At 71.7% G+C, this 15022-nt stretch carries 14 protein-coding genes; 9 read left to right on the top strand and 5 right to left on the bottom strand.

What is annotated here, in order from left to right:
- Positions 1 to 89 precede the first annotated feature (89 nt).
- The 9 genes from IEZ27_RS21440 (at position 90) to IEZ27_RS21400 (ending at position 9458) form a co-directional block, all read left to right on the top strand.
- Positions 90 to 1127, top strand: coding sequence for a substrate-binding domain-containing protein (locus IEZ27_RS21440; RefSeq protein WP_229824188.1), 1038 nt, complete (start codon positions 90 to 92; stop codon positions 1125 to 1127).
- Positions 1128 to 1234: 107 nt separating this feature from the next.
- A complete protein-coding gene (locus IEZ27_RS21435) occupies positions 1235 to 2542 on the top strand; it encodes an ABC transporter substrate-binding protein (protein ID WP_189648876.1) in 1308 nt (435 codons plus the stop codon).
- 54 nt (positions 2543 to 2596) lie between these two features.
- On the top strand, positions 2597 to 3493 hold the full coding sequence (locus IEZ27_RS21430; protein WP_189648875.1) for a carbohydrate ABC transporter permease: 897 nt from the start codon (positions 2597 to 2599) through the stop codon (positions 3491 to 3493).
- Between the two features lie 5 nt (positions 3494 to 3498).
- Complete coding sequence (locus tag IEZ27_RS21425; RefSeq protein WP_125632616.1) at positions 3499 to 4323, top strand: carbohydrate ABC transporter permease; 825 nt, start codon at positions 3499 to 3501, stop codon at positions 4321 to 4323.
- Entirely contained in the window at positions 4320 to 5321 is a 1002-nt protein-coding gene (locus tag IEZ27_RS21420) for a hydroxyacid dehydrogenase (RefSeq protein ID WP_229824187.1), read from the top strand. The genes IEZ27_RS21425 and IEZ27_RS21420 overlap by 4 nt, the downstream gene beginning before the upstream one ends.
- Before the next feature lie 72 nt (positions 5322 to 5393).
- Positions 5394 to 7475 carry a right-handed parallel beta-helix repeat-containing protein gene (locus IEZ27_RS21415; RefSeq protein ID WP_189648874.1) on the top strand — a complete coding sequence of 694 codons (2082 nt, stop codon included), beginning with the start codon at positions 5394 to 5396 and terminating at the stop codon, positions 7473 to 7475.
- Between the two features lie 4 nt (positions 7476 to 7479).
- A complete protein-coding gene (locus IEZ27_RS21410) occupies positions 7480 to 8244 on the top strand; it encodes a hypothetical protein (RefSeq protein ID WP_189648873.1) in 765 nt (254 codons plus the stop codon).
- 57 nt (positions 8245 to 8301) lie between these two features.
- Positions 8302 to 9060: a hypothetical protein gene (locus tag IEZ27_RS21405; protein WP_189648872.1), complete on the top strand. Its 759-nt coding sequence runs from the start codon at positions 8302 to 8304 to the stop codon at positions 9058 to 9060.
- Between the two features lie 35 nt (positions 9061 to 9095).
- Positions 9096 to 9458, top strand: coding sequence for a hypothetical protein (locus IEZ27_RS21400; RefSeq protein WP_189648871.1), 363 nt, complete (start codon positions 9096 to 9098; stop codon positions 9456 to 9458).
- On the opposite strand, the gene IEZ27_RS21395 is transcribed toward IEZ27_RS21400, so the two are convergent.
- The 5 genes from IEZ27_RS21395 to IEZ27_RS21375 all read right to left on the bottom strand — a co-directional run bounded on the left by IEZ27_RS21395 (position 9425) and on the right by IEZ27_RS21375 (position 14999).
- Positions 9425 to 10222, bottom strand: a complete 798-nt coding sequence (locus tag IEZ27_RS21395) for an SGNH/GDSL hydrolase family protein (protein WP_189648870.1) — start codon at positions 10220 to 10222, stop codon at positions 9425 to 9427. The genes IEZ27_RS21400 and IEZ27_RS21395 overlap by 34 nt on opposite strands.
- A complete protein-coding gene (locus IEZ27_RS21390) occupies positions 10219 to 10794 on the bottom strand; it encodes a PadR family transcriptional regulator (RefSeq protein WP_189648869.1) in 576 nt (191 codons plus the stop codon). The genes IEZ27_RS21395 and IEZ27_RS21390 overlap by 4 nt, the downstream gene beginning before the upstream one ends.
- Positions 10795 to 10858: 64 nt before the next feature.
- A complete protein-coding gene (locus IEZ27_RS21385) occupies positions 10859 to 12292 on the bottom strand; it encodes a High-affinity nickel-transporter (RefSeq protein ID WP_189648868.1) in 1434 nt (477 codons plus the stop codon).
- A complete protein-coding gene (locus IEZ27_RS21380; RefSeq protein ID WP_189648867.1) occupies positions 12289 to 13482 on the bottom strand; it encodes a tetratricopeptide repeat protein in 1194 nt (397 codons plus the stop codon). Before IEZ27_RS21380 ends, IEZ27_RS21385 begins: the two co-directional genes overlap by 4 nt.
- A 140-nt stretch (positions 13483 to 13622) precedes the next feature.
- The gene (locus IEZ27_RS21375) at positions 13623 to 14999 is read right to left on the bottom strand and encodes a DUF4331 domain-containing protein (RefSeq protein WP_189648866.1); all 1377 of its coding nucleotides are present in this window, start codon (positions 14997 to 14999) and stop codon (positions 13623 to 13625) included.
- Positions 15000 to 15022 lie beyond the last annotated feature (23 nt).

The raw sequence follows: 15022 nt of genomic DNA, 5'->3' as shown, positions 1-15022 counted from the left end.
CCTTAGCATCTTGATCGAACGAAAGCATCCGTTCAAAAACGAAAGCAGTTCCCGGTAGGATCGTCAGGGTCGAGCCACAAGGAGTCGCCGTGTTCGCGGAACAACGTCATGAACTGATCCTGCGCGAGGTGCGCGAGCGCGGTTCCGTCCGCCTGGCCGAGCTGGTCGACCGGCTCAACGTGTCGATGGTCACCCTGCGCAGGGACGTCGAGCACCTGGCCGGGCAGGGCCTGGTCAACCGGGTGCACGGCGGCATCACCCGGCCGGAGTCCGTGCCCGCCCCCGCCAGGGAGCGCTCGCTGACGCTCGGCATGCTGGTGCCCTCGGCCACGTACTACTACCCGGTGGTCATCAAGGGCGCCCGCGAGCAGGCCGAACGCCTGGGCGCCCGGCTCGTCCTCGGCGTCTCGCGCTACGACGACGACGAGGACCGCACCCAGGTCAGGCAGCTCGTGGACGGCGGCATCGAGGGCCTGCTGCTGACCCCGAGCAGGCAGCCGGACGCCTCGCACGAGGAGTGGCTGGCCGGGCTGGGCGTGCCGGCCGTGCTGGTCGAGCGGCGGGCCGAGCTGGGCGGCCCCGCCTCGCTGCTGGACGCGGCGGCCTCGCATCACGCCCATGGAGCGTTCCTTGGCACGCGACACCTGGCCGAGCTGGGGCACCGGCGGCTGGCCATGGTCACGCGGGACAGCCCGACGGCCCCGCGGGTGCGGCACGGGTTCCTCGCCGCCGTTCGCGACCTGGGGCTGGCCGAGCCCGTCCATCTCGACGTCGCCCAGGAGGGGCCCTCGCGCGAGCAGGTGGCCGACGTGGTCGCGGCGGTCAGGGGCGGGGTCACCGCGATGCTCGTGCACAACGACGAGGACGCGTTGCTGCTGGTCCAGGCCCTGCGGACGGCCGGGGTGCGTATTCCCGAAGAGGTGTCGCTGGTCGCCTACGATGACGAGGTGGCGGCGCTCAGCGACCCCCCGCTCACGGCCGTCGCGCCCCCCAAGGCCGCGGTCGGCCGCTGCGCCGTCGACCTGCTGGTGAGCCGGATCCAGGAGGGTCCGCGGCGCCCTGCCCAGCACGTGGCGCTGCTGCCCGAGCTGAGGGTCCGGGAGTCCACAGTCGCGCCACGCGCCTGAAGTTACGCATCCATTTCGTTACTGATCGATTTGTGGCCTCTCTCTAGACAACCGATCGAAGATGAGCGAATGATGCCTTATCGATCGAAAGCGATGAGGAGCCATCGATGGGACGCAAGAGCGCCGGCATTGCCGGACTGCTGGCCGGTATGAGCCTGCTCGCCGCCGCGTGCGGCAGCACGGAGCCGGCGCAGCCCGCGGGCGAGGCCGGCAAGCCCGCCCAGGTGACGTTCTGGGGCTGGGCGAAGGGCACCCAGCAGGTCGTGGACGCCTTCAACAAGTCACACAAGGACGTGCAGATCAAGTTCGAGGAGATCCCCTCGGGCAACGCGGGCGGGTACGCCAAGTTCTCCAACGCCGTCAAGGCCGGCAACGCCCCCGACGTCATGTCCGTGGAGTACCCGCAGCTCCCCGACTTCGTGAACCAGGGTGCCCTCCAGGACATCTCGGCCGACGTGGCCGACGTCAAGCCCAAGTACCCGGCCGAGGTCTTCAGCCTGGTCGAGCTGGGCGGCAAGGCGTGGGCGCTGCCCATGGACGCCGCGCCGCAGGTGTTCTTCTACCGCAAGGACCTGTTCGAGAAGAACAAGATCGAGGTCCCGAAGACCTGGGACGACTTCCGCGCCGCCGCCGAGAAGGTCAAGAAGGCCGACGGCAAGTCCCGCATCGCGACCTTCTTCCCCGACGACCCGAGCGTGCTGGCCGCGCTGTCGTGGCAGGCGGGCGGCAAGTGGTTCGGCACCGAGGGCGACGCCTGGAAGGTGACGATCAACGACGAGCCCAGCAAGAAGGTCGCCGAGTACTGGCAGGGCCTGGTCAAGGACGACCTGGTCAAGGTCCAGCCGTCCTTCAGCCAGGAGTGGAACGCCGCCTTCGAGAACGACACCCTCTGGGGCTACGTCGGCGCCAACTGGGGCGCGGGCGTCATGAAGGGCAACCACGCCGGCCAGTCCGGCAAGTGGGCCATCGCGCCGATCCCGAACTGGGGCACCCCGGCCAGCGGCATGCTCGGCGGCACCACGTTCGGCGTGAGCAAGGGGTCGAAGAACAGCAAGGCGGCCGTCGAGGTCGTCAAGTGGCTGACCGGCTCGGAGGAGGCGTGGACCGCCCGCCTGTCCTCGGGCACCTCCAGCGGCTTCCCGGCCATCGCCGACCTCGTGCCGGTCGCGGCCAAGAGCTTCGACGCCTCCTTCTACGGCGGCCAGGACATCTACGCGCTGTTCTCGGAGTCGTACAAGACGGTCCAGCCCGGCTGGACGTGGGGGCCGAGCATGGTGCAGACCCTCACCACCTTCAAGGACGCGCTCGGCAAGGTCGGAACCGGAGAGACCACCGTCCCCGGCGTGCTGGACACCGCGCAGACGGCCACCGTCGGCGAGATCAAGAGCCGCGGGCTCAACGTCGCCCAGCAGTAGCACGACGCGCGCGGCGGAGCGCAGGCTCCGCCGCGACCCACCGAAAGGCAGCTTGTGACTCCTCCAGTAGGAAGCGGTCGCGGCGGCGAGGGGTGGCGGCGGCGGGGGGCGATCCTGCTGTTCGTCGGGCCGTTCTTCGCGCTGTTCGCGGCCGTGATCGTGGCGCCGCTGGCCTACGCGGTCTACCTCAGCCTGTTCAGCGAGAAGTCCTCCGGGCTGGGCTTCGGCGGCACGGAGACCGTGTTCGTCGGGCTCGGCAACTACCTGGACACGCTCAAGGACTCCGCGTTCACCGACGGGTTCCTGGTCATCCTGGGCTACTGCGCGCTGTACATCCCGCTGATGATCGGCGGCGCGCTCGCGCTGGCGCTGCTGCTGGACTCCGGGCTGGCCAGGCTGGGCAGGTTCTTCCAGCTCGCGCTGTTCATGCCGCACATCGTGCCGGGTGTGATCGCCGGACTGATCTGGCTCTACCTGTACCTGCCCGGCATCAGCCCCATCGTGGACCTGCTCGGCGACGTCGACTTCCTCGGCGGCGACCACGTGCTCGGCTCGGTGGTCAACATCGCGCTGTGGGAGTGGGTGGGCTACAACATGATCATCTACTTCGCGGCCCTCCAGGCCATCCCCGCCGAGGTGATCGAGGCGGCCAGGATGGACGGCGCCGGCCCGCTGCGCGTCGCCCTCCGCGTCAAGGTGCCGCTGATCCGCGGCGCCGTGGTCACCACCGTGCTGTTCACGATCATCGGCTCGCTGCAGCTCTTCACCGAGCCGATGGTGCTCGACAACGTCAGCGACGGCGTGGTCAGCACGTGGACGCCCAACATGTACGCCTACAACGAGGCGTTCGGCAACAACGACTACGGCCAGGCCGGCGCGGCCTCCATCCTGCTCGCGCTGCTCGCGGCCGTCCTGTCCTTCGTCGTCACGAAGTGGGGGAACCGCCGGTGAAGTGGATGTCCCGCGCCACGGTCAACGTGCTGCTGATCGTCTCCACGCTCTACACGCTGCTGCCGCTGACCTGGCTGCTGTTCGCCTCCACCAAGTCGCTGTCCGACCTGTACTCGACGCCTGGCTTCTCCTTCGCCGGCTTCAACCTGTTCGAGAACATCAGGGCGGTCGCGCAGGAGGGCGACGGCGTCTTCTTCCGCTGGTACCTCAACAGCGTCCTGTACGCCGGTCTCGGCGCGGCGGTCAGCTCGTTCGTCACCGTGATGTGCGGTTACGCCTTCGACAAGTACTCCTGGTTCGCCAAGGAGAAGATGTTCGGGCTGGTGCTGCTCGGCGTGCTGGTGCCGACCACCGCCACGGCCGTGCCGCTGTACCTGCTGGCCTCCAAGGTCGGCGTGGTCAACACGTTCTGGTCCGTCTTCGTGCCGGTGCTGGTCCACCCGTTCGGCGTCTACCTGGCGCGGGTGCTCTCGGCCGGGTACGTGCCCGGCGAGGTGCTGGAGGCGGCCAGGTCCGACGGGGCCGGTGAACTGCGCACGTTCGCGTCCGTCGCGCTGCCCATGTTGCTGCCCGCGTACGTGACGATCTTCCTGTTCCAGTTCACCGCCATCTGGAACAACTTCTTCCTGCCCCTGGTCATGCTGAGCGACCAGCGGCTCTACCCGCTCAGCCTCGGCCTGTACGGCTGGGAGAAGCAGGGCAACGCCTTCCCCGAGTTCCACAGCCTGGTGATCACCGGGTCGCTGCTGTCCGTGGTGCCCCTGCTGCTGGTGTTCGTGTCCCTGCAGCGCTTCTGGAAGGCCGGGATGACGGCGGGCAGCGTCAAGTGAACGAACTCTCGGGGGAGAACATGAACAAGCCGGTGACGGTCGTCGCCATGGCCGCGGAGGTCGCCGGGCGCATGCTCACCGGCGACGTACGGGCCCGCCTGGCCCGGGTGGCCGACGTACGGGCCGAGGTCGCCGGGTTCGGCGGCGCCGACCTGTCGCAGGCCGAGGTGCTGTTCACCTCGTGGGGCTGCCCGCCGGTGACCGCCGAGGTGCTGGCCCGCGCGCCCCGGCTGCGGGCGATCGTGCACGCGGCGGGCTCGGTCAAGCACCACGTCACCGACGCCTGCTGGGAGCGCGGCATCGTGGTCTCCTCGGCCGCCGCGGCCAACGCCGAGCCGGTGGCCGAGTTCACGCTCGCGGCGATCCTGTTCGCGAACAAGCGGGTGATCGACATCGCCCGCGCCTACCGCGCGCGGCGGGCCAACGACGACTGGGACGCCCGTTTCCCCGGGTTCGGCAACTACCGGCGGGTGGTCGGCGTCGTCGGGGCCTCCAGGATCGGGCGGCGGGTGATCGAGCTGCTGCGGCCGTTCGACGTCGAGGTGCTGGTCAGCGATCCGTACCTGGGGGAGGACCTGGGGGTGCGCCGGGTCGGGCTGGACGAGCTGGTCGCCCGGTGCGACGTGGTCAGCCTGCACGCGCCCGACCTGCCCGAGACCCGCCACATGATCGACGCGCGCCGCCTGGCCGCCATGCGCGACGGTGCCACGCTGATCAACACGGCCAGGGCGGCCCTGGTCGACCAGGCCGCGCTCACCGCCGAGCTGGTCTCAGGGCGGTTGTACGCGGTGCTCGACCACACCGAGCCCGAGTTCCTGCCCGCCGCCTCCCCGCTCTACGACCTGCCGAACGTGCTGGTCACCCCGCACATCGCCGGCTCGCTGGGCGGCGAGCTGGCCAGGATGGCAGACCTCGCGCTGGACGAACTGGAGCGGCACGCCCGGGGGCTGCCGTTCGAGCACGGCGTCGAGCCGGCCACGCTCTCCCGTTCCGCCTGAACCCTCTGCTTTCCCGTTCTGCCTGAACCCCTTGCTTTCCCGTTCCGCCTGAAACACCCCCGGAGAGGAAACATGCGTCTTCAGTTAGTCGCGGCCCTGGTCGTGGCGGCCGGTCTGGTCGCCACCCCCGCAGAGGCGGCCGCCGCCAGGAACTTCTTCGTCGACTGCCAGGCGCCGGACGGCGGCTCGGGGCGTACCGCCGCCGGGCCGCTGAACAGCCTGGCCGCCGTCAACGCCATCACCTTCCGCGAGAAGGACACGATCAAGTTCCGGGCGGGGACCGTCTGCGCCGGCCGGCTCGAACCGGTCGGCTCCGGCACCGCCGCGCACCCCGTCCTGTTCACCTCCTACGGCGAGGGCCCCAAGCCGATCATCCAGGGCGACGGCGGCGAGTGGGCCGTGCACCTGGTGGACAACAGCTACCTGACCCTGGAGAAGCTGCACATCACCAATCCGGCGGCCACCACGGCCAAGCGGACCGGCGTGCAGTACAACTCCACGACCCCCGAGCCGAAGGCCGGGCTGGTCCTGCGGGACCTGGAGATCTCCGACGTCGCGGGCTGGGGCAACAAGACCGGGACGAACGGCTCGTGGTTCTCCTACTCGGCGGGCATCAGCATCCAGGCGCTGCCCGAGGGCAAGGTCGGCTACCTGGACGGGATCACGATCACCGGCAACTACGTGCACGACACCGGCGGCGGCGGTATCAAGATCAGCCGCAAGGGCACCGACTACCACCGGAACGTCCTCATCGCGCGCAACACGATCCGCGCGGTCGGCGGCGACGGCATCGTCGTGCACGCCTCGGACCGGCCGCTGGTGGAGCACAACCTGTTCGACGAAGGCGGCGCCGGGAAATACCCGTACATCGACGGAAATTTCGCGGGAATGTGGCCGATCAACTCTGTTGATCCGGTATTTCAGTACAACGAGGTGACCCGGCAGCGGCCCACCATCTTCGACTCCACCGCCTGGGACTGCGACGGCGGCATCAAGGGCACGTGCGTCTACCAGTACAACTACTCGCACGACAACGCCGGCGGCTTCTACCTGGGCTGCCAGAGCTGCACCGAGTTCCCCAACTACAAGGCCACAGCCATCCTGCGGTTCAACATCGCCCAGGACGACTGCCGCATCGCGGGCAACGCCTCCGGTGACAACAAGAGCCCGCTGTGGTTGTACAACAACACGTTCTTCTGCCCGTCGCAGAAGCTCGACGTCGCCGTGCCCACCGAGAACTCCAAGGTCGTCAACAACATCTTCTACGCGCCGTCCGGCACGCTGCCCTCGGCCCCGGGCATCGGCTACGACTCCAACGTCTACCACGGCGGCGTGAGCGTCCCCGCGGGCGACGCCCGCGCCGTCACCGCCGACCCGGGCCTGGCCGCCCCCGGCACCGCCGACGGCGCCGCCGACGTGGACGGCTACAAGCTGCTCGCCGGCTCGCCCGCGCTCGCGTCCGGCGCGGTCGTGGACGGCCTCGGCGACCGCGACTACTTCGGCAACCAGGCCACCGGGACCGTCTCGCGCGGGGCCTACAACGGGCCGGCCGCCGGGCCGGTCGTGCACGGGTCGGTCGAAGAGGCGTACAACAACGTCGCGGTCAGCTCCGACCTCAACCCCAACACCGGCGGCTTCTCCACCAGCGGGCGCAGCTACTCCGGCCAGGGGCTGGAGAAGGCGGGCCTGACCCCCGGCCGCACCGTGAACGTGCTCGGCGCCGACTTCGTCTGGCACCCGCGCCCGTACGGCACGACGGACAATGTCAAGGCCGCCGGGCAGACGGTCGCACTGGCCGGGCGGGGCGACCGGCTCGTCCTGCTCGGGGCGGGCGGCCTGAAGGCGCGCGAGGGCGTGTTCAAGGTCACCTACACCGACGGGACGGTCGAGGAGAAGACCGTTCGGTTCGGTGACCAGTGGGACGCGACCGCGCCCGCCGGAGGCGTGCTCGTGGCCCGTGCCGACTACCACAACATGACGCAGACCAGCTACAAGAACCCGGCCACCGGGCAGACGCGCGAGTCGGGCGTGTCGGTCTTCGGCTACGCGGTGCCGCTCGACGCGGCGAGGACGGTCGCCACGGTGACCTTCCCGGCCGGCAGTCCGCTGGCCGGCGCCGGGTTCCACGTCTTCGACATGAAGATCGCGAGCTGACGCCATGACGAGCACCCCGGCCCCCGGCCGTGCCCGCAAGGCCCCGGCGTCCCGTACCCGCCGGGTGCCGGTGGCTCTCGCCGTGGTCGCGCTCGTCGCGCCGGCCGTGGTCGCCGGGGTGCTCGTCGCCGTCGGACGCGAAGGAGAGGCCGTCCCCGGGCGGTCCGCGTCCGCCGGGGTGGGGGAGGTGCTCGGGATTCGTCCCGGTGACACGGTCGTCACGTTCGAGGGGGAGCCGGTGGGCGGGGCCGAGGTGCTCAGGGCGGCCGAGACCGTCCGCGCCGAGGTGATCTCCGAGTTCGCCGGGCAGGGGCTCGGCCCCGGCTTCTGGGAGCGTGCCCGTGACGGCGTCACCCCCGCGCGGCGGCTCAGGGAGCGGGCGGTGCGGGCCGCCGTACTGGACAAGGCCCGGCGGATCTGGGCCCGCGAGGCGGGCCTGCTCACCGACGTCGGCGAGCAGGGGTTCCAGCGCGAGCTGGCCGCCGAGAACGCGCGCCGCGCCGAGGCCGCCCGGTCCGGCCGCCCGATCCCCGGCGTCCCGTCCTACGACCAGTACACCTACGCCCGGGTACGGGCCGCCGAACTGGACGCGGCCCTCGAAAAACTGCACGCGAGCAGCCTGGACCTGTCGGAACGCCGCCTGCGCGACCAGTACGCCCGCACCGCCGGCCCCGGCGCGCCCCCCTTCGACCAGGTACGCGAGAACGTCCGGCGGCAACTCGTCCGCCAGGGCTACGAGCAGGCCCTCCAGGCCCGAGCCGCGCCCTGAGCCCGGCACAGGGGACATACGACGCTCTTCCGGCTCGTACCATCGACTTCTAAGGTCATGGGGAACTGGTTCCAGAGCAACATCGTCACCACGGGACGGCTGCCGCTGTTCTGCTACTTCGTCACGCTCATCGTGGCGTTCATCGCCACCCGCATCAACGTCCGGCTGATCAGGGCCAGGATCGGCTGGTTCCGCGACGTCAACGTGGGCGAGATGCACATCCACCACGTCGTGTTCGGCGTCGTGCTGATGCTCATCGGGGGCGTGACGGGGCTCATCGTCAACGGCGCCTCGCAGGCCGGGCACGTCGTCGCCGCCTGCGTGTTCGGCATCGGTTCCGCGCTCGTGCTGGACGAGTTCGCGCTGATCCTGCACCTGCACGACGTCTACTGGGAGGAGGAGGGCCGCACCTCGGTGGACGCGGTCTTCATCGCGGTCGCCGTGACCGGCCTGCTGCTCATCGGCCTGCGCCCGCTGACCTGGGACTACGGCACGCCCGTCAACCCGGCCGCGCTGATCGTGGCCAACCTCGCGCTGGCGGTGGTCACGCTGCTCAAGGGCAAGATCTGGACCGGGATGGCGGGCCTGTTCCTGCCGCTGCTGCTCCTGGTGGGCGCCGTACGGCTGGCCCGGCCGGGCTCGCCGTGGGCCCGCTGGTTCCTCCACGGGGAGCGTTCGCCGCGCAAGCTCGCCACGGCCGTACGCCGGGAGGAACGCTGGCGGCGGCCGGTTATCAGGGTCAAGATCGCGTTCCAGGAGTTCCTGTCCGGGCGGCACGACCTGCCCTCCACCCGGCGCGGCCGGCGGCATACTTGACCCATGGCCGCGCCCGTAGTCCGGATCCCGCGCTGATGCGGCCACCGTTCCACGAGGGCCCGGCGGACCTGATCGGGCCGATGGTGCGCGACCTGCACGAACGCGGGCTTCCGGCCGACGTCGCCGACGTCGCCGCGGCGGCGCAGGGACACTCCTTCCGCGAGCTCGAACGCCTGGCCGCCGCCCACCTCGACGGTTTCTCCCCCGCCGAGCTGCTCATGCGGCTGGAGTTCGTCGAGCTCATGACCGACGAACGCTTCGAGGCCCTCGGCCTGGACGAACCGCGCATCGCGGAGATCCGCGCCTTCGCCGGGGCGTGGGCCGAGGACATCAAGCTGCGCAGGGCCGACGACGGCGACGCCGACTACGACGTCCCCGACCTGCCCGAGGTCGACTGATCCGCCATGGGCGCGAGCGCCGGCCGCTTGCACACCCGTCCGTCGCCGGACGAGCGCCCCCGGACGCGTCGGGCGATCCACGGCCCCGCGAACGAGCCCACCCAGCGCAGCTCCGCCGCCGCCGCGCGCAGCGGGCCGGGCGCGGGCAGGACGGGCAGCGGCAGCGCCCAGCCGTCGTCGCTGCCGGGCAGCTCCAGCGCGTACGCCACCGCGGCGGCGAACCTGGCGTGCCCCGCCGGGCTGGCGTGCAGCCGGTCGGCGCTCCACAGCCGGGCGTCGGTCACCGCGGTGTCGGGGAAGGTGTCCACCAGCGTCACGCCGTGCCGGGCGGCGGCCTCGCGGACGCGGGCGTTGAGGTCGAGCACCCGCGGCAGCAGCGGCCTGGCCAGCGGCGCGATCCTGCCGATGTCGGGGAACGTCACCGTCACCACGCGCGTGCCCACCCCGGTCAGGGCCACGAACATGTGCTCCAGGTCGGCCGCGACGCGGGCGGCGTCGAAACCCGGGCGGATGACGTCGTTCATGCCCGCCATGACCGTGGCCAGGTCGGGACGGAGCTCCAGCGCGACGGGAAGTTGCTCGGCGCGGATCTGGGCGGCCACCTTGCCGCGGACGGCGAGGTTGGCGTAGAGCAGGCCGGGATTGCCGGCGGCCAGGTGCTCGGCCAGCCGGTCGGCCCAGCCGCGGTGGCCGAGCACGTCGTCGCCGTCGCCGAGGCCCTCGGTCTGGCTGTCGCCGAGCGCGACGTAACGGGCGTAGGTCACGACATCTCCTCACGGGTACGGGCGGCGCGCTCGCCCAGCGTCCGGGCGGTGCTCAGGCACCAGTCGCGCATCTCGCGCTCCAGCCGGCAGCCGGCCAGGCACGACAGGTACGGGCCGACGCGCTCGCCCGCGCGCAGGAACGACTCCTCGTCGAGGTCGCCGCGCAGGCGCAGCAGGATCTTGTCGAAATGGGCGAGCTTGGCGGCGGCCTCCTCGGCGCGGTCGAGGAGCTGGGCGATCAGCGGGGCCGGGTCGAGCCGGTCGGCGGCGTGCACCTTGACGGCCAGGTCGTCGCGGATGAGCAGCGGCTTGGCGGGGGCCGCGGCGAAGGCGGCCAGCTCGTCCAGGCCGGCCCGGGTGACCTGGAAGACCCGTTTGGTGGGGCGGCCGCGCTGGACCACCTCCCGGCCGCTGACCAGGCCGTCGGACTCAAGCCTGGTCAGCTCGGCGTAGAGCTGCTGGGGGGCGGCGTACCAGAAGTTGGAGACGCCGACGTCGAAGATCTTGGTGAGCTGGTAGCCGCTGTACTCGCCGTCGAGCAGCGCCGCCAGCACCGCGTGCCGCAATGCCATCAGGGACGCTCATGACGATGACTAGTCATGGGCATGACTATAGAGGGTGGCGCAGGGCGCCGGGCTACAGGGCGGCGAACGATCGTACGGCGAGGCCCGCGCCGAGCAGGACGACCATCACGGCGCTGCCCCGGGGGGCCAGCCCCGACAGGCGGGCGGCCAGCCGGCGGCCCGCCGAGGCCCGGCGTTCCATGCGGTCGACCAGCTTCACCAGCAGGAGGCCGGTGAGGGTGAGGGTGGCGGCCATGCCGACGCCGTACGCGGTCACCAGCGCCACGCCGAACCAGGTGCGTCCCAGCGCGATGGCCCCCAGCAACACGATCAACGCCGACGGACTCGGCACGAGCCCTCCGGCCACCCCCAACCCCACCAAGCCACCCGCCCCCCACGTCCGCCCCGACGCGTGCCCATGTCCGTGCCCATGTCCGTGGCCGTGTCCATGGCCTTGGGAGGGCGACCGTGGGCGGGCCGTGAGCAGGCGGAGGCCGATGGCGGCGATGAGGAGGCCGCTGGCCAGGCCGAGCCAGGACAACACCGACTCCCCGGCCAGCGCCGTGAACGCCGTCAGCAGCAACCCCACCACCAGTACGCCCACCGTGTGGGTGGCCGTCACCGTCGCGCCCACCACCAGGGCGTCGCGCGGCCGGCCCCGGCGCCCGGCCAGGTACGCCGCCATGATCGTCTTCCCGTGTCCCGGGATGAGCGCGTGCCCGGCCCCGAGCACCATGGCCAGCCCCACGGCCAGCAGCCCGAGCGGCACGGTCAGCGTGTCGCGTCCGATCAGCCCGGTGAAGGTGCGGTCCAGCCCCGCCAGCCACTCCCCGAACGGCCCGAACGCCGGCCCGCCCCCGGCGCCCGCGGACGGCCCGGCAGGCGTCAGCCCGGCGGCGCCGGACATCTGCCGCGCGGTCATCGTGGCCGTACGCTGGTCGAGCGGGTCCGCCAGCAGATCCGCCGGGTACACCCGCAACTCCCGGCTCACGCTCACGGCCGGCGCCGACGAGCCGGACAACCGCACCCCGTCCCCGACCGCCGTGATCTCCCGCCAGCCGATCCGGTCCTGCTCGAACCCGTCGGCGAACTCCACCGGCCCGGACACCCGTACCGTCGCGGCCAGTTCGCACGTCAGCCGGCTGGTACGCAGCCCGCCCTGCCCCGGCGCGTAGGCGAACGCCGAGCCGGTCACCCGCCACGGCACCGCCGCGCCGGCGACCCGCAGCCGCTGGGCGGCGGCCAGCGCGGCGCAGCGCCGCCCCGCGTACGAGGTGTCCACCTGGGCCTGGACCTGCAACGTCGGCAGCTCGGCCAGGTCCACGACGGCATGGTTGCGCACGGCGTCCGGCGCGAGCCGCAGCCCGTTGTAGTGGTTGACGGTGAAGTTGCCGAGCGGATGGGCGGTCGTCGCGGCGCGCGCGGCGGCCACCAGGAGCACGCTCGCGCCCAGCGCCAGCACCAGTCCCGCCGTGACGGAGAGCAGCCCGAGCCTGATCAGTCTCATGAGAACCTCGCCAATGCCGACAGTTCCGGGTCGAAACGGGCGTCCACCCGCGCCGGTTCGCCGAGCGCCCGCTCGATCACCGCGCGGTGGTAGCGCAGCAGCGGGTTCCGCCAGCCGGTCGCGGTGGCCTTCCGCGTGTACGTCAGCGCCTCGCGCGGCTCACCCGCCCGGTAGAGCGCCCAGGCGAGGGCGTCGGCGGCGACGAGGTTGGGGTTGCGCGCGTACTCGGCCCTGGCGTGGCGTACGGCGGCGGCCGGGTCGCCGTGGTCGGCCTCGAACTCGGCCCACGTCAGGTCGTCGCGCACGCCCGCGGCCTGGAACAGCTTGCGTTGGGCGCGCAGCAGCGTCCAGTCCGCGGGCAGGCCCGCCTTGAGCCGGGTCTCGCCCTGCTCGATGAGGTACTGGGGGAGCGGCAGGCGTTCGACGACCCGCTCGTACAGGTCGAGGGCCTCGGGCAGGCGGCCGGCCAGCGCGGCGGTCCTGGCCCGGCCGGCGAGGGCGGGGGTGTAGGCGGGGTAGGCGCGCAGGGCCTCGGCGTACCAGCCGGCGGCCTTCGTCAGGTCGCCGGAGTGGAGGGCGAGCTCGCCCAGGTAGTAGCGGGCGTAGGCGACGTCGGCCGGCGCCCAGGCGTCGTCGTGGGCGTACTCCAGGAACCTGCGCGCCCCGGCCTGGTCGCCGCGCAGCTCGGCGGCGTAGGACGCGCGGGCGAACGCGCCGACCCCGGGGTGCAGGCCCAGCATCCGGTCCACCGCCCGGCGCGCGGCGGGCAGGTCGCCGAGCTGGGTCCGCGCGTCGGCCAGCACGCCGTACGCGGCCGAGCCGTAGGGGTTGGCGGCGATGGCGCGTTCGGCGAGGGACGCCGCCCGCGCGAAGTCGTGGCGACCGGCCGCCAGGGCGGCCTGGCCGGTCAGCACCGCGTCGTCGTCCGGCCGCAGCCGGGCGGCGGTGCCGATCGCGCCTTCCGCCTTGGTGTAGTACGACGGGTCGCCGGTGACCCTGGCCTGGTCGACGTACTGGGCGGCGAGCCGGGCCCAGCCACGGTAGTCGCCGGGCAACCGCCGCAACCGCTCCTGGAGCGACTCGGCGGCGGGCCTGGCGGGCCCGGACGCGGGCGCCGCCGTGAACGACAGGATCGTGAAGATCGTCGCACCGGCCAGGACGAGACCGGCGACGAGGACGAGGGATCGCATGCGAAGGACTCCAGAGGTCGGTGCGGGGCCGGCCGGCCGTCACGGGACGTACGGCCGGCCGGCGGCGGCGGGCGACGGGAGACGGCGGCCCGCCGCCGGGGACTGACCGGCCGGGAGGAGAGGACCGGCCGGTCAGCGGGTCATCGCTGGTTCACGGCGACGTTGCTCGGCAGCGGGATGTACGGGAAGGTCCGCCCGAACGGCTTGTCGTTCGTGTCCACCTTGTCCGTGAGCCCCGGGACGAGCTTGCCGGTCACCGCGGCGCCGGCCACGGCCTGCAGTTCGATGTCCACCACGTCGTCGGCCAGCCGGCGGCCGTTGGGGAACCCCTGCGGGTCCTTGCCCAGTACGCCGAGCCGGTTCGGGTCCTTCGTGGGCGGGATCGCCATGTTGAGCCGCAACATCTCGCTGGGCCGCAGCGGCCCGGCGTCCTTGTTGAGCACCTGCGAGTTCAGGTCGGCCTTGATCGGGCCGTTCGCCTTGGCGATGCCCTTTAGGAAGATCTCGACCAGGTCGTCGCGCGGGGTCTTGGGCGCCTTGATGCCGTAGAACTTCTCCAGCAGCCGGGCGACCTCGGGGTCGGTGACCCGGTCGACGAGCGCCTGCACGCCGGCGTCCTTCGACGGGTCGAGCGCGTTGTAGGCGTCCTTGAGCCCGGCGGAGGCGACGAGCTCGTTGACCAGCGGGTTGCACAGGCGCGAGACCTGCACGAACGTGTCGCCGTTGAACTTGTCGGTGGTCGAGCAGACGCCGATCACCGGGTTGCGCGCGGGGTCGCCCTTGAGCGCGACCTCCGACTGCGGGACCTGGACGGCCACGGTGTTGACGTTGTAGCCCTTGAGGGTGTCCCGGCCGACCTCGGACAGGTCGCCGCCGTACAGCAGGTCGAAGACGTCCAGGTCGAGGAAGAACGCCTCGTCCGACTGCCCGGCGAACGTCTTGCCGCCGCCGGGCAGGTTCTGGACGGACTGGGCGCGCAGGGTGCCGTAGTCCGGCATGGACGCGGCCCCGACGTTGCTGGGCGCGACGATGCCGTCGTCCACGAGGGTCTTGGTGCCGTCGGGCGTGATGCGCTTGAGCGTGTAGCGCTGGCGGAAGAGCAGGTTCTTGTCGTTCAGCGAGGTGACCGGGCCGTCGTTGTAGAGGAACGTGCCGGTGCCGCGCCGGTCCTCGTTGGTGAACGTCCACTGGTAGGTGATGTCGGTCTTGGCGTCGCCGTCGTTGTCGATCTTGATGTTGTAGCGGGACCTGGTGGCGAACGGGTAGAAGTTCGGGCCGCCCTTGGGGTCCTCGAACGGGATCCAGTTGGCCAGCAGGGTCACCGTGCCGGCCTTGTCGGGGCTGACGAAGGCGTACACGTCGGTGTTGTCGTGTTGCGGGTCGTTCGCGATCATCGGCGCCTCGCGGTGTGAGGAGGCCGTGCCGGAGTCGGTGCGGAGCACGGCGAACGACGAGGCGGAGAGCACCACGGCGAGGCTGAGTCCGACGAGGGCGCGCCGGTTGATCCGGAGCTCCATGTTCGGTCCTTTCGGAAAGGGCT

It is taken from the genome of Nonomuraea spiralis, assembly GCF_014648435.1.
GTDB lineage: Bacteria > Actinomycetota > Actinomycetes > Streptosporangiales > Streptosporangiaceae > Nonomuraea > Nonomuraea spiralis.
The sequence above is the reverse complement of the archived record's forward strand: the minus strand, read 5'-3'. Positions and strand labels throughout refer to the sequence as shown.